This window comes from Mycolicibacterium lacusdiani (assembly GCF_021916785.1).
GTDB classification, from domain to species: Bacteria; Actinomycetota; Actinomycetes; order Mycobacteriales; family Mycobacteriaceae; genus Mycobacterium; species Mycobacterium lacusdiani.
The window spans coordinates 269,975-285,522 of record NZ_JAKCFC010000001.1 but is presented as its reverse complement, the minus strand read 5'-3'; the positions used below and the strand labels follow the sequence as shown (position 1 = coordinate 285,522).

General features: G+C 69.5%; 15 protein-coding genes. 6 read left to right on the top strand and 9 right to left on the bottom strand.

Annotated features, from left to right (window positions below):
- Positions 1–15: 15 nt before the first annotated feature.
- Positions 16–1,326: an FAD-dependent oxidoreductase gene (locus LOK44_RS01375; RefSeq protein WP_237568176.1), complete on the bottom strand. Its 1,311-nt coding sequence runs from the start codon at positions 1,324–1,326 to the stop codon at positions 16–18.
- Positions 1,327–1,384: 58 nt separating this feature from the next.
- On the opposite strand from LOK44_RS01375, the gene LOK44_RS01370 reads away from it, so the two are divergent.
- Entirely contained in the window at positions 1,385–2,029 is a 645-nt protein-coding gene (locus LOK44_RS01370; protein WP_237568175.1) for a TetR/AcrR family transcriptional regulator, read from the top strand.
- Here LOK44_RS01370 and LOK44_RS01365 read toward each other — a convergent pair.
- The 3 genes from LOK44_RS01365 to LOK44_RS01355 all read right to left on the bottom strand — a co-directional run bounded on the left by LOK44_RS01365 (position 2,026) and on the right by LOK44_RS01355 (position 4,795).
- A complete protein-coding gene (locus LOK44_RS01365) occupies positions 2,026–2,514 on the bottom strand; it encodes a hypothetical protein (RefSeq protein ID WP_237568174.1) in 489 nt (162 codons plus the stop codon). The two genes, LOK44_RS01370 and LOK44_RS01365, sit on opposite strands and share 4 nt — an antisense overlap.
- Before the next feature lie 114 nt (positions 2,515–2,628).
- Complete coding sequence (locus tag LOK44_RS01360; protein WP_237568173.1) at positions 2,629–3,741, bottom strand: glycosyltransferase; 1,113 nt, start codon at positions 3,739–3,741, stop codon at positions 2,629–2,631.
- Between the two features lie 118 nt (positions 3,742–3,859).
- Positions 3,860–4,795: a dienelactone hydrolase family protein gene (locus LOK44_RS01355; protein WP_237568172.1), complete on the bottom strand. Its 936-nt coding sequence runs from the start codon at positions 4,793–4,795 to the stop codon at positions 3,860–3,862.
- Between the two features lie 67 nt (positions 4,796–4,862).
- Between LOK44_RS01355 and LOK44_RS01350 the strand changes: the two genes are divergently transcribed.
- The 3 genes from LOK44_RS01350 to LOK44_RS01340 all read left to right on the top strand — a co-directional run bounded on the left by LOK44_RS01350 (position 4,863) and on the right by LOK44_RS01340 (position 8,109).
- A complete protein-coding gene (locus tag LOK44_RS01350) occupies positions 4,863–5,795 on the top strand; it encodes an SDR family oxidoreductase (protein WP_237568171.1) in 933 nt (310 codons plus the stop codon).
- Between the two features lie 78 nt (positions 5,796–5,873).
- Entirely contained in the window at positions 5,874–7,661 is a 1,788-nt protein-coding gene (locus tag LOK44_RS01345; RefSeq protein ID WP_237568170.1) for an N-acyl-D-amino-acid deacylase family protein, read from the top strand.
- 31 nt (positions 7,662–7,692) lie between these two features.
- Positions 7,693–8,109, top strand: coding sequence for a nuclear transport factor 2 family protein (locus LOK44_RS01340; protein ID WP_237568921.1), 417 nt, complete (start codon positions 7,693–7,695; stop codon positions 8,107–8,109).
- Positions 8,110–8,113: 4 nt separating this feature from the next.
- On the opposite strand, the gene LOK44_RS01335 is transcribed toward LOK44_RS01340, so the two are convergent.
- From LOK44_RS01335 to bfr, 3 genes are all read right to left on the bottom strand, one after another.
- Positions 8,114–8,596 carry a carboxymuconolactone decarboxylase family protein gene (locus LOK44_RS01335; RefSeq protein ID WP_237568169.1) on the bottom strand — a complete coding sequence of 161 codons (483 nt, stop codon included), beginning with the start codon at positions 8,594–8,596 and terminating at the stop codon, positions 8,114–8,116.
- A gap of 53 nt (positions 8,597–8,649) precedes the next feature.
- A complete protein-coding gene (locus LOK44_RS01330) occupies positions 8,650–10,722 on the bottom strand; it encodes an MDR family MFS transporter (RefSeq protein ID WP_237568168.1) in 2,073 nt (690 codons plus the stop codon).
- Between the two features lie 83 nt (positions 10,723–10,805).
- Complete coding sequence (gene bfr / locus LOK44_RS01325; RefSeq protein WP_237568167.1) at positions 10,806–11,285, bottom strand: bacterioferritin; 480 nt, start codon at positions 11,283–11,285, stop codon at positions 10,806–10,808.
- 464 nt (positions 11,286–11,749) lie between these two features.
- On the opposite strand from bfr, the gene LOK44_RS01320 reads away from it, so the two are divergent.
- Positions 11,750–11,944 (top strand): (2Fe-2S)-binding protein, encoded by a 195-nt coding sequence (locus LOK44_RS01320; RefSeq protein WP_163917377.1) that lies wholly within the window; start codon positions 11,750–11,752, stop codon positions 11,942–11,944.
- Position 11,945: 1 nt separating this feature from the next.
- Here LOK44_RS01320 and LOK44_RS01315 read toward each other — a convergent pair whose 3' ends face one another.
- Together LOK44_RS01315 and LOK44_RS01310 are read right to left on the bottom strand one after the other, a co-directional pair.
- Positions 11,946–12,704 carry an enoyl-CoA hydratase/isomerase family protein gene (locus LOK44_RS01315; protein WP_237568166.1) on the bottom strand — a complete coding sequence of 253 codons (759 nt, stop codon included), beginning with the start codon at positions 12,702–12,704 and terminating at the stop codon, positions 11,946–11,948.
- A 42-nt stretch (positions 12,705–12,746) separates the two neighbouring features.
- Positions 12,747–13,457, bottom strand: coding sequence for a hypothetical protein (locus LOK44_RS01310; protein WP_237568165.1), 711 nt, complete (start codon positions 13,455–13,457; stop codon positions 12,747–12,749).
- A 62-nt stretch (positions 13,458–13,519) separates the two neighbouring features.
- Here LOK44_RS01310 and LOK44_RS01305 point away from each other — a divergent pair, with 62 nt between their 5' ends.
- The gene (locus LOK44_RS01305; RefSeq protein ID WP_237568164.1) at positions 13,520–15,547 is read left to right on the top strand and encodes an FUSC family protein; all 2,028 of its coding nucleotides are present in this window, start codon (positions 13,520–13,522) and stop codon (positions 15,545–15,547) included.
- The last annotated feature ends 1 nt before the right edge of the window (position 15,548 follow it).

The following is a 15,548-nucleotide window of genomic DNA, read 5'->3' as shown; positions in this document are numbered from 1 at the left end:
CCGGGGTCTAGCGGGTCAGGCGGCTGCCGACGCGTCGCAGACCTCCCCCAGGTCGACGGGACCCTCCGCAGCGGCCGGTCGCCAGCCCGATGCGTAGACGCCGCGCGCCAGGGGCTCGACGGCCGCCAAGGTGTCCGGAAGCGCGTCCATCCGGGCATACGGCTCGGCCCCGCGGCGCACGCGATCGTCGACCGCACCGGCGGCCACGATCAAATCCGATGGCAGCGTCCGGGTCAGGTCGACGTCGCCGCCTGCCCATCTGCGCAGTCGGTCGGCATCGGCATGCCGATGGTCGTCGAACCACGGTCTGATGGCCGACGCGCACCACGCGTCGAATTCCCGTGCAGCCGAATCGACGTCGGCGCCGTGGTCGTCGATGATCGCAGTGAGCCGGCTTGCCTGCGCGAGAGCCAGGGTGACTCCACGTCCCGCCAGCGGCGTCGTGGTGCACACGGCGTCGCCCACCGAGATCATGCCCGGCGTGGCCAGTGCGCCGCGTTGGTCGCACTGACCGCGGTACCCGTTGTGCAATCGGCCCCCTGGCAGCACCGGGGTCGTCGGCTCGGATACGGCCACGTCGATCCACTGCCGCAGCCGCGGGATCCTCCGCACCACCGAGTCGAAGACGTGCGCGTGCCGCAGGTCCCGGACCCGTGGGTCCCTGCCGTCGTGCGCGATGGTGATCGAGAAGGTTCCGGCGTCGTGCAGGAACGCCACCGCGAAGTAGCGGGCGAAGCTCAAGGAGAGGCCGATCGGAGAGTTGGTCGGGGGATCATCGGTTCCGGGCCGGAGCCGGTACTGCCGGGTCACGTAGGCGACGCCGCACGGTTCGCCGATCGCCCGGGGTCGGATCTCGGCCGAGAAGCGGCTCGCACGTCCCGAGGCGTCGAGCACCAGGTCGGCGGTCACGCGGCGTCGGTCGACGTAGACACCGCGCACACGGGCGCCGTCGTGGACGGTCCGGTCGACGTGCCCCGTGACCACGTCGACTCCGGGGCGTCCCGCAGCCACCGCACGCATCGTGGTCTCGAACGTGCTGCGCCGACACAGGAGCGCGGCCGGCCGACTGTCGGGCGTGACGGGGATGGACGCACCGGTGGCGAGCAATCGGTCGAGGAGTTCGGGCATGTCCTTGCGCAGCAGGTCGACGACCGGCCCTCGGAAGGTGTGGGCGTGCTCGAATTGCATGACCCCCCGCCGGCGCCACGGGCCCGAGCGCGGCGGTCCCGGGTCGCGGTCGATGACCGCGACCCGGTGCCCTCGTCTGGCGAGTGTCGTGGCGAGGTAGAGCCCGGTGGGTCCGGCGCCCACGATGACGATCTGCATGGGTCCTCCAGAATTGAGGTAACCTGTGGGGTATTGAATACCTGAAGGGTGTACTCGAATGCCGGATCCTGTCAAGCGCGATTACCGGTCCACGTTGCGCGCAGCCCAGGCGGACGACACCCGGCGGGCCATCGTGACCGCGGCCGCGGAGCTGTTCACGGCCGACGGCTACGGAGCAACGACCATCGACGCGATCGCCAGCGCCGCAGGCGTCAGTCGCAAGACCGTGTTCAGTGCCGTCGGCGGGAAGGTCGCACTGCTCAAGACCGCGCTCGACTGGGCCGTCGCCGGTGACGACAGGCCCGTCGCGCTGACGGACCGACCGGCGTTCCAAGACCTGTTCGCCCTGCGCAATCCGCGCCGCCTAGTGCGGGATTGGGTTCGACTCCAAGTCCAGATCGCCGAGCGTGCCGTTGGTCTGTTTCGCGCGCTGGAGGTGGCCGCCGAGACCGACGGCGAGGCGCGTGAACTCCTGACCACGTTGCACCGACAGCGCCGGGAGGGTGCTGCGCAGATAGTCGACCGGATCGCCGAACTGGGCGCAGATCGGGCCGCGGTCTCCCGAGACCACGCCGTCGACGTGGCGTGGTTGGCGGCCGACCCGGTCGTCTTCGACCGGATGGTTCGCGAACGCGGATGGGCGACCCACGCCTTCGAGGCGTGGGTCGCCAATGCCTTGATCGGGCAGCTACTCCGCGATTAGCGGGTCGGGCGTCCGTCGGCGTGGCGTCCGTGGACGTCCTGGGCCTGCACGTCGTGACGCACGTCCTGCGCCTGGACGTCGTTGCCGTCGCGCACGACGACGCGGTCCGACTCGTCGACCTGGTCGTCGGCCCGGCCGGACGACTTCACCCGCGGATCCAGCGAGTCGGCGTGCTCGCGACGCTCGTCGAGATTCGAGCGGGTCGAGTCGACCACCTCGCGATGACTGCTCGCCCGGTCCTGCAGGCGTGCGGCCTCGGCTGCCTTGGCCTCCGCCTCGGCCTGCGCTGCGCGTGCCTTGGCCTCGGTCTCCGCGGCAATGGACTCGCGCCGCTCGAGCTTGCGGCCTTCGACGTGCACTTCTTCGCGGATGCGGTCGGCCTCGGCGGCGCGCTTCTTGTGCGACGCGCTGCGCACGGCGAAGGCGATGAGTGCGATGACGATGACGGCAACGACGGCGACGATGATCCAGGTGGTGGTCGACATGACGACTCCTTCGGTCAGCGGCACGGGCGGGACATGGACGACCCACGTATTGACGTACCTGTAAGTTCGAGTGCCCGCCGACAGGCGATCTCAAACGCCGGCGAGCCGCCCCACCTAGCGCCCGCCCACGCCGAGAGCGTCGAGCATGCCCGCGGCCGACCGCGGCCAGGGGAACTCCTCGGCCCGCCTCCTGGCGCTGCGCCTGCGCACCGACTCGGGCCGGTCGATGATCGATGCGACCGCCTCCGCGATGGCCCCGGGATCGTTGTCGGCGGCCACCCCGCTGTCGTCGGACAGGATCTCGGCCAGGGCGGACGTCTTCGACACGACGGCCGGGGTGCCGCAGGCCAGCGCCTCCAGTGCAGCCAAGCCGAAGGTCTCGTGCGGTCCGGGCGCGATGGCGACGTCGGCGGACGCGAGGATGGCCGCGACGGTGTCCCGGCAGCCGACGAAGCCGGTGAAGTCGACGGGCAGGCGGGCGGCCTGCCGTTCCAGGCGTGATCGCATGGGGCCTTCGCCGACGACGACCATCCGCGCGTCCACCCCCGAATCGCGCAGTGCCGCAACGGTGTCGATGCTGCGGTGTACGTGCTTCTCGACCGAGAGCCTGCCGCAGTGCACCAGCAGCGTCTGCTCCGGTGCGGCCCACCGGTTGCGGACGAGCTGGCTTCGCCACCGCGGATGGAACTGCTCGAGGTCGACGCCCAGCGGCACCGTCACCACGTTGCGCGCGCCGATGCGATCGAACTCCGCCCGCGCGAAACCGGTCGTGCAGACCACGACGTCGTAGTCGGCGGCCGTCCGCCGGTTCGCGACGTCGGCGACCGACCGGGCGAGCCGCCGTGGCAGCAGTTGTCCTGCCAGGCGGTCGAGACGCTCGTGGGAGATCATGACCGTCGACACGCCGTGTGCCCGGCCCCACTGTCCCAGCGAGCGCAGCGTCAACCGGTCGGACACCTCGATGGCGTCGGGTCCGAGACGCTCCAGCAGCGCGGTGACGGGGCTCGGCCGCACTGCGCGGTAGCCGCCGGTGAAGGGAATCAGTCTGGCGGGCAGCGACATTCGCTGCACACCCGATGGCAGCTGGCGGACGTCTTCATCGGCGCCGGGAACCACGAGGAACACCTCGTGGCCGGCAGCGCAGTACTCCGCCCCAAGGCGGTCGACGGCGGTGCGCAGCCCGCCGGAACGGGGGCCGTAGAAGTTGGCAACCTGGACGACCCGCATGTCCATCCATCGTATCGGCGCCGTGTGTGCAGGGGCGAACGTCGGGTCGACGACGAGGCGAACGGCAGGCGAACACGCCTGCCGTAGTCGGCGACAGCCGACATGGGGTCAGCGGTCGTCAGCCGACGTGTTGGGTCAGCCAGGCCCCGACGCGCTGCCATGCGTCGGCAGCGGCGGTCGGGTCGTAACGCTGTCCGGTGTCGTTGAAGAACGCGTGATCGGCGCCCTGTTCGACGACGAGTTCGTGGACCAGGCCGGCCTCGGTCAGGGCTTGCTCGGCGGCGTCCTTGGTGGCGTTGACGCGGGCGTCCTTCTCGCCGTAGAAGCCCAGTACCGCCGCGTTCTTCGAGCCCGCGAGGTCCGCACCCTCGGGCAGCGGGCCGTAGAAGGGGAACGCGGCGGTCAGCCGCGGTTCACCGGCGGCGAGGAGTTGCCAGGTGAGTCCGCCGCCCATGCAGAACCCGATCGCGGCGAGCCTCACGCCGGGCGTGCGACGCGCCACTTCGTCGAGACCGGACCGCAGGTTCGCCACGAATTCGGGCGGTGAGATCTTGCTCAGCGCCGCGGTGGCCTGGGCCGGGTCGGTGAACGTGGCCGTGCCGCCCTGCCCGGACAGCAGGTCGATGGCGAGTGCGGAATAGCCGATGCCCGCGAACCGCCCGGCGACCGACCTGGTCCAGTCGGTCAGGCCCTTGTTCTCGTGGATGACGAGCAGGGCGCCCTTCGGCGCCCCGGCGGCTGCCCACGCGCCCTGCAGGTCGCCCTGCGGGCCCGCCCACGTGATGGGTTCGGTGGGCACTTCGGCGTCGGCCCCGGGTGGCGGTGCGGCACTGGCGCTCTCGGTGGTCGAGCCCCCGCTCCCTGCCGTCGTCGCAGTGCTCTCGGGGGCCGCGGACTCGTCGCCGTTCCCGCCGCAGGCGGTGATCAGTGCGCCTGCCGCGGTGGCGCCGACGCCGATCAGCGCCATCCGTCGTAAGGCCTCCCGTCGAGACATCAGGCCGTCGACGTGGTCGGTGGCGATCTCCTCGGCGATGTAGCGCTGCAGTGGGGTCACCTCCGCGAGTATGCCCCGGTCGGCCGAACTGCCGCTGAAAACGGCCCTGACCACCGATACTGTCCTGGTGGCAAACCCCTCCCCGGTCCCGACGCCGGACCTGCGCGGCCGCGTCGCCGTCGTCGCAGGAGCGACACGGGGTGCGGGCCGGGGCATCGCCGCCGCACTCGGCGAGGCGGGCGCCACCGTCGTGTGCACCGGCCGGAGCAGCGCGGCGGGAACGCTGAAGTCAGACTACGACCGCCCCGAGATCATCGAGGAGACGGCCGAACTCGTCACCGAACTCGGCGGCGTCGGCGTCGCGATCGCGGTCGACCACCTCGATCCCGATCAGGTGCGCGGTCTCGCCGACCGGCTGCGGTCCGACTACGGCGCGATCGACGTGTTGGTGAACGACGTGTGGGGCGCCGAGATCCTCAAGGGCGCACCCCGCTCGTGGAACCGTCCGGTGTGGGAGCACGACCTCGACGACGGCCTGCGGATCCTTCGGCTGGGCGTCGACACGCACCTGATCACGTCGCACTGCCTGCATCCGCTCCTGGTCGCGCGGCCGGGCGGACTGCTGGTCGAGGTCACCGATGGGACGGCGGACTTCAACGCGAACCACTACCGGGTGTCGGTGTTCTACGACCTGGCCAAGGTCTCGGTGAACCGGCTGGCGTTCAGCCACGGTCACGACCTGGCGCCGTACGGCGCCACCGCGGTGTCGGTCACCCCGGGGTGGCTGCGTTCGGAGATGATGCTCGACAACTACGGCGTCACCGAGAGCAACTGGCGGGACGCGATGAACCCCGACCGGGCCGACGGCTACCCCGTCGCGCCCCCGGGCTTCGACGCGTCGGAGAGCACCCGCTTCGTCGGTCGCGGTGTCGCCGCGATCGCCGCGGATCCCAATCGTGCCCGGTGGAATCAGCGCTCGGTGAATTCGGCGCAATTGTCCTGGGAGTACGGGTTCACCGACGTCGACGGCAGGCGGCCCGACGCGTGGGTCGAGCAGTAGCGGCCAATCGGTAGACAAATATCGGAATCTGTTCACGATTTCGTTGACACCGGTGGTCGCCCAGGGTTGCATGGCCTAGTGACCTACGACACGATCATCCGCAACGGCCTCTGGTTCGACGGCACCGGTGGCCCCTCTGCGGTGCGCAATCTGGGCATCCGCGACGGCCACGTCGTCGCGATCTCGGCCGGCGACCTCGACGCGACCGACTGCCCCCAGGTGGTCGATGCCACGGGCAAGTGGGTGCTGCCGGGGATGCTCGACATCCACACCCACTACGACGTCGAGGTGCTGGGCGGACCCGACCTGTCGGAGTCGCTGCGGCACGGCGTCACCACGATCATGCTCGGGTCGTGTTCGCTGTCGACCATCCACGTCGACGGCACCGAGGCCGGTGACCTGTTCGGCCGCGTCGAGGCGATCCCGCGCGACCACGTCATCGACGCGGTGAACCAGCACAAGACGTGGAGTACGTGCGACGAGTACGTCACCGCACTCGAGGCGCGCCCGCTGGGTCCGAACGTCACGGCGTTCATCGGTCACTCCGACATGCGCACGGCAGTCATGGGCCTCGACCGGTCCACACGCAAGGACGAAAAGCCCACCCGACGCGAACAGGCTCGGATGGAGGAGATGCTCGTCGATGCGTTGCGTGCGGGCTTCGTCGGGATGTCGTCGCAGCAACTGTTGTTCGACAAGATCGACGGCGACGCGTGCCGCTCCCGCACGCTGCCCTCGACCTATGCCAAGGCGCGCGAACTGCGGCGGCTGAAGTCCCTGCTCCGCAAGTCGGGCCGAATCCTGCAGTCCGGCCCCGACATTCAGAACCCGCTCAATCTCGGGTCGCAACTGCTGCAGTCGGTCGGCATCATCCGCAATCCGCTGAAGACCAGCCTGCTGTCGGCGGCCGACGTGAAGTCCAATCCGTACGCGATCATGCTGATGGGTCCGCTCTCCCGGTTCGTCAACACCCTCGGCGGCAACTTCCGCTGGCAGCATCTCCCGGTGCCGTTCGAGGTCTATGCCGACGGCATCGACCTCGTGGTGTTCGAGGAGTTCGGCGCGGGTGCTGCCGCGCTGCACCTGGCCGACGAGGTCGAACGCAACGAGCTGATGCGCGACGAGGACTACCGGCGCCGCTTCCGCAAGGACTACGAGAGCAAGTTCGGCCTGCGCGTCTGGCACCGCGACTTCTTCGACGCGCACATCTCCGAATGCCCGGATGCGGCACTGGTGGGCAAGTCGTTCGGGGAGGTCGGCCAGGAGCGCGGCCTGCACCCCGTCGACGCGTTCCTGGACCTGGTGCTCGAACACGGCAAGGCGCTGCGGTGGCACACCACCATCTCCAACCACCGGCCGGAGGTGCTCAAGAAGATGGCCCGCGAACCCGGGATCCAGATGGGGTTCTCCGATGCCGGGGCGCACCTGCGCAACATGGCGTTCTACAACATGGGGCTGCGGCTGCTGCGGCACGTCCGCGACGCCGAACTGGCCGGGACCCCGTTCATGACGATCGAGGCCGCGGTGCACAGGCTCACCGGTGAGCTCGCCGACTGGTACCGCCTCGACGCGGGCCACCTGCGCATCGGCGACCGCGCCGACATCGCGATCATCGATCCGGAGCGACTCGACGACCAGCTCGACGCCTACGCCGAGGAGCCCGTCGAGCAGTACGGCGGTCTGTCCCGCATGGTCAACCGCAACGACGAGGCGGTGCCCGCAGTGTTCGTCGCCGGGCGCCAGGTGTTCGCCTCCGGCGTCGCCACCGAACTCGTCGGCCGCACGCGCACCGGCCGCTTCCTGCGGGCCGCGCACCGCTCCCCCGCTCTGCTCATCGAGAAGGACGTGCTGACCAGTGTCGGTTGAGACTGTGTCGATCGAGGAAGTCGTCCTGGGCATGTGGCGGGCGCTGTCGGCGCGGGATTGGGAGGGGCTGAAGACCTACCTGTCCGACGACTGCATCTACCTCGACGTGCCCGTCGGACCCGCGGCGGCCGCCAAGGGGCCCGACGACATCGTCAAACGGCTGAAGATCGGGCTCGAACCGCTGGCGTCCTACGAGAACTTCGACGGTCTGCTCGTACAGAACGGCCGGGACGCCATGTACGAGCACCACGAGGAATGGCATTGGGCCTCAGGCGAATCCGCGGTGCTGCAGTTCGTCTCGGTGCATCGCGTCGAAGACGGCAAGATCACGCTGTGGAAGGACTACTGGGACATGAGCGCCCTGGCCAACCACGCGCCACCCAGCTGGCTCGAGGACTTCGCCACCGCCGACATGTCGTGGGTCTACGACGCCACCGGCGAGGTCTGAGCGCTTAGAGCGTGATCTTGCAGGCCTGACCGATGTCAAGGGTCCGCAGCATGCGGCCCATCCCGATCCACATCGCGCACGACAGCGCGAGATCGGTCAGCAGCTCGTCGCTGAACTGCTCGTGGCACCGTGCCCAGAAGTCCTCGTCGTCGCGTAGTCCGGTGTGGTCGGAGGCGAAGCGCTGCGCGAATTCGGCGGCGATCCGCTCCTGCTCGCTGTAGCCGGGCCACGTCTGCCACTGTGCGGCGTGGTCGTAGAGGTCCTCGTCGACGCCTGCCGCAATGCCGTCGGCGTCGCGGGTGTTCTGGCAGACCACGCATTCGTTGTCGAGCGCGATCACCATGCGCGCGAGTTCGCGCACCCGCATCGGCAGACGGTTCTTCTCGTAGACGGCGTGGGTGAACTTCGCCATCGCGGTCCCGATGTCGGGTGACTTGACGATCCAGGCCGCCGCGTCGTCGTCGGCGAAGTCTCCGATTCGGCTCATGGGCGGAATCGTACGCCCGCGCGCCGCGGATTGGAACGTGTTCTAGTTTCGAGTCAGCGGGCCGCGGCCAGCGTTCCCGGGCCGTCGGCCCAGTCCCGCTGCACCAGCATGCGGTGGGCGATCCGCTCCAGGGCGATCTCCACCTGCTCGCGATCCGGGCGGCCCTCGAACGTCGGCGACTGCGCGAGCTTGTCGACGATGCGCCCGACGATGCTGGCCGACAAGGCGTTCACCCGGGCGGCACCGGCTTGGGTCAGCCACAGCTTGCCGCCCGTCCCGAGCGCCAGACCGTCGTCGATCACCCGGTCGAAGATCGGCTCGATGACCTCAAAGGGCACGCGCAGCCGGTCGGCGATCGCGGTCAGGGTGGCCGAGCCGAAGACCTGGTTGTGCCGGTAGATCTGCAGCAGCGCCCACGCCCGCGGCACGTCCAGATCGCAGCCTGGCTCGCGGGAGAGGCTGCGCAACCGGATGTCGGGCGAATCCCGGAACATCCTGCCGACGGCGACCTCGAGGATCTTCTCCGGCGTCTCGGTGCTGGGCATGCCGAAGCCCTCCCCGAGATCGGTCGCCGACGACGCCTCGATCTCGCGCAGCGGAATCTCCTTGAGGAACAACGAGACCACGAACCCGACCACGGCCACCGGCACCGCGCACAGGAAGACGGTGCCCAGCGCATCGGCGTACGCGTCGACGATCGGGCCTGCCATCTCGGCGGGCAGCGTCCGGAGCAGCTGGGGCGACTCCGCCGCCTGTGGCGGCGCGCCGCCGGACGCCAGCGCGGGCCCGATGTCGGCGGCCAGGAAGTTGGCGAACAGCGAGCCGAAGATCGCGGCGCCGAACGAGGAACCGATGGTCCGGAAGAACGTGACACCCGACGTCGCGACGCCGAGGTCGGCGAAGCTCGACGTGTTCTGCACGACGAGCACCAGCACCTGCATGCACAGCCCGATGCCGGTGCCGAGCAGGAAGAGGTACAGCGACTGCTGCCAGGTCGGCGTGGCCGCCGTCATCTGGGACAGCAGCAGGAACGCACCGGCCATGATCGCGGTGCCAGCGACGGGGAACAGCTTGTACCTGCCGGTGCGTCCGACGATGTTGCCGCTGCCGATAGACGTGATCAGCATGCCGGCGACCATCGGCAGCGTGCGCAGGCCGGATTCGGTGGCCGAGACGCCGTCGACGAACTGCATGAACGTCGGCAGGAAGGTCAAGGCCCCGAGCATCGCGAACCCGACGATGAAGCCGAGGATGCAGCACACCGTGAACACGGGGCTGCGGAACAGCCGGATCGGCAGGATCGGTTCCGGGGCACGCATCTCGACCCGGACGAAGACGGCGAGGGCCACGGCGGATGCGGCGAAGAGACCGATGATGACCGGTGAGCCCCATGCATATTCGCCGCCGCCCCAGCTGGTGGCCAACGTGAGACCGGAGGCGGCGAGTCCGACGAAGAGGATGCCCGCGAAGTCGATCTTGGGCCGTGCGGCGGCTCGGGTGAGCGATGGGATGGCGGCAATGCCGACGAGCAGCACCACGATGCCGATCGGGACGTTGATCCAGAACGCCCACCGCCAGGTGAGGTGGTCGGTGAAGAATCCGCCGAGCAGCGGGCCGATCACCGTGGTGACGCCGAACACCGCACCGAGCGCGCCCTGGTAGCGGCCGCGCTCGCGCAAGGGGATGACCTCGCCGATCACGGCCATCGCGGTGACCATGATCGCGCCGCCGCCGATGCCCTGCAGCGCCCGCGCTGCGACGAGCATCGTCATCGATCCGGCGAGCCCGCAGAGGACCGACCCGCCGAGGAAGAACAGGATGGACGCGCAGAACACGGCCTTCCGGCCGAACAGGTCACCGAGCTTGCCGACGATGGCCGTCGCGATCGTCGAGGCCAGCAGGTAGCTGGTCACGACCCAGGACTGGTGTCCCGCACCGCCGAGGTCGGCGACCACCGTCGGGAGCGCGGTGGCCACGATCGTCTGATCGAGCGCTGCCAGCAGCATCCCCAGCAGTACGCCGATGAAGATGAAGTTCCGCCGCTGCGGGCTGATCATCGCGTTGGCGGACTCTGGGTCGATCGCCGCGGCCGCCGGAACGCCCGCACCCTCCGTCGTGCTCGTCATACCGTCCTTCCGAGGTCCTCAAGGCGCCGCAACGGCACACGAGGCATATCGTTAGGCAGGCTAAAAGAGTTACCGCCGCATAGTCACTGTGGCGGACGCGACACGCACTGCGCGGCGTAGAGCTGCTCGCCCAGCTTGTTCATCAGCTCGAGCTGAGTCTCCAGATAGTCGACGTGCAATTCCTCGTCGGCGATGATCGCCTCGAAGATGTTGGCGGTGGTGCTGTCTTCCTTCTCGCGGCAGAAGACGATCGCCGGCTTGAGGCGGGCGAGGACCTCGTACTCGATCGCGAGGTCGGCCTCGAACTGCTCGCGCAGCGTCTGCCCGACCCGCAGCGACGCCAGGCGCTGATAGTTCGGCAGGCCGTTGAGCATCAGGATGCGATTGGTCAGGGTTTCCGCGTGACGCATTTCGTCGAATGACTCGTCGCGGGTGTGCTTCGCCAATTCGGTGAAACCCCAGTGCTCCTGCATCTTTGAATGCAGGAAATACTGATTTATGGCGGTGAGTTCGCTCGTCAATTGCTCGTTCAGGAGCTTGATGACCTCGGAATCGCCTTGCATGGTGGCTCCTCGTGCACCTCGACCGACCGGGGCCGGGGCGGTGCCATCGCTGGGGTTCGTCGCTGGGTTCAGCACTGTGCCGGGGGCTGCCCGGCATCCCTCAATCTAGTGCACCGACACGACGGGACGCGACTGCGAAACTCGGCATTTTGGGCTGTTTACGTGCGACGTTTGGTAAGGCAAACCTCGGAAGCGAAGGTTGCTGAGCCCGGGTTATGGACTGGCTAGCCTTAGTAAGGTTAGACTGGGCTAACCTGAAGGACGGCGTTGCTCGTGATCCACGTACGGCGCCTTCGAAGTGAGGCGGAACCCATGGACGCGGACCGGAGCCACTCGTGGTTCGCGCCGCGCGCCGCCCAATTGTCGTCTAGCGCCGAAATGGCCGATGAATTCGCGCGGCGCAAATTCCATCCGCACTCGGATTTCTCGAATGGCGCGCCATTCGAAATGGCACGGACCCGCTGATGTTCGTATGCCTGTGCACCGGCGTCACGAGCCAGGTGGTCACCGATCTCGTCGCCGGCGGGGCGTCGACGTCGCGGCAGATCGCCGACGCGTGCGGTGCGGGTTCTGACTGTGGCCGATGCAAGCGCACGGTGCGGTCGATTATCGCAGCCAGCGCGCAGCGCCGGGACTGCCCCGTCCACGCGGGGCGCTAGCTCACTGCGTCTTGCGGTCGGCGAAGTCCGACAGCGCGTCGGCGTTGGCAGCCGACCCGAGCAGCACCTCGAATTGCGCGTACTCGCGCTTGGCGGCCTCGGCGATCGCGTCCCGAGTGGGGTCGACGATGGTCTCCTTGACCGCCATCAGGCTCGGGATCGACCGCGAGGCCAGCACCGCGGCGTGACGCCCGGCCTCGGCCATCAGGTCATCGGGGTCGCACACCTTCCAGACGAGCCCCATCCGCAGCGCCTCGTCGGCGTCGACCCATTCCGACGACAGCAGCATCCAGGCGGCATTCTGCCTGCCGATGAGCCGCGGCAGCAGATAGGACGAGGCCGCCTCGGGGGCGACCCCGAGGCTGGTGAACGGGCACTTCAGCCGGGCGCCTGCCGCCATGAACACCAGATCGGCGTAGCCGAGGATCGTCGCTCCGATGCCCACGCCAAGCCCGTTGACGGCCAGGATGAGCGGCTTGCGCAGTGCGGTGAGCGCCTCGATCATGCCGGGGAAGCCGTGCTCCCCGGACTGGAAGTCCGGATCGGTGATGCGCGCCTGCATCTCGACAAGGTCGTTGCCCGCAGAGAAGGCCCGGCCGGTGCCGGTGAGCACCACGACCGCAACGGCCGGGTCGGCGTCCGCGTCGCGCAACGCCACGGTCGTCGCGTCGTACAGCGCCTCGTTGAACGCGTTGAGCGCCTCGGGCCGGTTCAGGGTGAGGGTACGGACACCGCCATCGTCGTCGATCTGCACGAGCACGCTCGCAGCGTAAGCGGCGGCGACTGCGCGACCGGGGCCGGGTCAGGTCCTGGCGTCCGCCACGAACGGGCTGCGCAGGAGGTAGCGGCTGGTGGGCACGGTGTCGACGTTCTCGTTGGCGCCGAATGCCGCCGTGCTCGCCATCATCCGGGACATCCGGTCGTTGAGGTCGGCGTCGTCGGCCGCCCCGAAGAACGCGTGCAGGTCGCGCGTCGCCTCGATGGGGAAGTTCTCCTCCACGATCGCCGACACGTGCGGTGCGTCGGGCGTGAGTGCCCGCACGACGGTGTTCTGGGTGTAGCCGAACGTCGACTGCGTCGCGATCGCGACCGGGGTGTGGTCGACGTGCCACCGGTCGAGCCACGTCGCCGCGTCGAGGTGCTCGGGCCTGCGCAGCAGTGCCACGTTCGCCAGGCCGGGCGTGCGCTCCCCCAGCTCGTCCGGCGGCGCCACCGGAACCGACTCGGTGACGAGATACGCTGCGAGACGGTCGCATTCGCGATCGAGCGTGGCGATCGCAGCACGGGTGGGCAGCCCGTAGTACTGCTGGGTCCAGATGGTGACCACCGCGAACACCGGCGGATCGAGCGTCGTGAGCGTCATCAACGAATCGCGCACCGCGTCGTCGCGCACGTTGACGGCGAGCCCGGGCAGGCCGAGATCGAGGAGCTCCTCGCCCACCTCGCCGCGCAACCGGTCGCACCACGTCTGGTCGGCGTCCGGGGTGCGCAGTGTCACGATCAGCTTCTCCACGAATCGAACCTACCGACCGGCAATGATGGGTTGCTAGGCGCGGTCGGGGTAGAAAGGTGGCCGTGATCAAGGGTCTGGCGCTGCGGCCGAGCGTGCCGGACTTCGGTGCGGTAGCGCGGAGCTTGCTTGGCGTGCTGGTGATCGCCGCGATCGGACTGTGGGTCGTGGGGCCGACCGCCGCCATGGCGGCCGCCGGCGCGGCCACCATCGCGGGCGCCACCGCGCTGCAGGACAGTCCACACGGCCGAATCCCCCTCGTGGTCGGGGTGTCGGTGGCCATGGGGCTTGCGGTGCTCGTCGGGGCATCGACGTCGGCGTACTCGATGCCGTTCATCGCGGTCGTCGCCATCGGCTGCTTCCTGGCGGGGCTGGCATGGGCGGCGGGCACCAATCCTGGGCTCATTGCAGCTGCGGCCGCCGTGCTGCTCGTCACCGCTCCGCCCGTGCCGCCGACCTGGGCGACCGTGTCGGCGTCCGTTCTGCTCGCAGTCGTCGGCGGGCTGGCCCAGGCCGCTCTGATCGGGTTGTGGCCGCGCCGGCGCTGGCGCGTGCAGCGCGAGGCGCTGACCCGCGCCTACCGCTCACTGGCAGCGGACGCTCGCGCGCTCGCCGCCGATCCGTCCGGGCACATCGAACAGGAACCACTGCGGGCGCTGCGCGAGGCCTTCACGTTCACGCACGGCCAGGCCGTCCGGCACCCGTTGGCGTACCGCGCCTGGTACGGCCTACCGGAGCGGATCGCCGTCACGTTGGCCGCGCTGGCCGGTCGGTCACGCGGCGACAACGGGGTATCCCGGGTGCTCGTCGCGGCCGCCGACGTGCTCGATGCGGTGTCCCGTCCCACCCGGGCCAACGCGAAGGCGACCGGGTACGCGATGGGACGCTTCGACGCGGTGGCGGCAGGCGCGGCCGAGCTGGAATCGCCGTTGGTGCGCCGCCTTTCGGCGCAGCTGAGGGATGCCGCTGCGTTGCGGTTCGGGGACGGGTCGGCAGACGTCGCCCCGGCGGGGGGTGTGCCGGCGGGCAGGAGCGAAGCGACCGGGGGCGTGCAACACAGTCCCGGGCTGGCCGGGACCCTCGCGCACGCCGTGGCGATGATCCGCGACCAGTTGAGCGCGGAGTCGCCGGTGCTGCGGCACGCCATCCGTCTCGGGCTTGCGGCGGGGCTTGGCGTCGCCATCGCCCGCGTTGCCGAAGTCGCACACGGCTACTGGATTCCGCTGACGGTCGTAATGGTGCTGCGGCCGGAGACGGCCCACACCTATACGCGGTGCGCCGGGCGGGTGGCGGGCAACGTCGCCGGGGTGATCATCGCGACCGGCATCGCGCTCGTGCTGCACCCCGCAGGACTGTTCGCGGCGGTGTTCGCCGTCCTCCTGCTCGGCGTCGCGTATGCGGTGTCCGGCTGGGGGTACGTTGCGGTCAGTGCCGCACTGGCCGCGGCCATCGTGTTCTTCGTCGACGTGTCGGGGGCGGCCAGCCTGGCGACCATGGGCGACCGCGTCCTGGCGACGCTGATCGGCGGTGTGCTCGCCGTGCTCGCCCACGTCGCGCTCCCCGACCGGGACGACGTCCGGCTGCGGCAACGCGCCGGCGAACTGCTCAAAGCCGAGATCGATTACGCCGCAACGGTCATCAAGGCCTCAGTACACGACGTCGACCGACCCGGCGAGATGGTGGCGTCGTCGTGGGAGCGCGCGTTCCGGGCCAGGGCGGCGTTCGAGGCGGCAGCGGCGAGCGGCCTGATGAACGACAGACACCTGCGCCGCTGGCTCAGCTCCTACCGGGCCGGGCTCAATGCGGTGACCGCGTCGTGCACGGCGCTCGAGGCGAACCTGCCCGCCCGCCGCGCTGCGACGACGAGCACGGCGCTGCGCAGTGCGGTCGACGAGTTCGTCGAGGCGCTGCGCGGTGACCCGCAGACCGCAGGCTCGCCGTGGACGCTCGACGTCGACGTGCTGACCGCAGCCGCCGCCCGGGTGCGCGCGGAGCTCTCCGACGTCGACGACGCGTCGGCGCGGGTGCTGTTGACCGAGATCGATGCCGTCACCGAACGGCTGGTCGACATCGCCACGGCGATCCCCGACTGAC

Bases quoted from the DNA above. Each gene is read 5' to 3' on its own strand.
- bfr (WP_237568167.1), bottom strand. From the start codon at position 11,285: ATGCAAGGCGATTCCGAGGTCATCAAGCTCCTGAACGAGCAATTGACG.
- LOK44_RS01340 (WP_237568921.1), top strand. From the start codon at position 7,693: ATGTGGCGGGCGCTGTCGGCGCGGGATTGGGAGGGGCTGAAGACCTAC.
- LOK44_RS01360 (WP_237568173.1), bottom strand. From the start codon at position 3,741: ATGCGGGTCGTCCAGGTTGCCAACTTCTACGGCCCCCGTTCCGGCGGG.
- LOK44_RS01365 (WP_237568174.1), bottom strand. From the start codon at position 2,514: ATGTCGACCACCACCTGGATCATCGTCGCCGTCGTTGCCGTCATCGTC.
- LOK44_RS01375 (WP_237568176.1), bottom strand. From the start codon at position 1,326: ATGCAGATCGTCATCGTGGGCGCCGGACCCACCGGGCTCTACCTCGCC.
- LOK44_RS01320 (WP_163917377.1), top strand. From the start codon at position 11,750: ATGTTCGTATGCCTGTGCACCGGCGTCACGAGCCAGGTGGTCACCGAT.
- LOK44_RS01335 (WP_237568169.1), bottom strand. From the start codon at position 8,596: ATGAGCCGAATCGGAGACTTCGCCGACGACGACGCGGCGGCCTGGATC.
- LOK44_RS01370 (WP_237568175.1), top strand. From the start codon at position 1,385: ATGCCGGATCCTGTCAAGCGCGATTACCGGTCCACGTTGCGCGCAGCC.
- LOK44_RS01330 (WP_237568168.1), bottom strand. From the start codon at position 10,722: ATGACGAGCACGACGGAGGGTGCGGGCGTTCCGGCGGCCGCGGCGATC.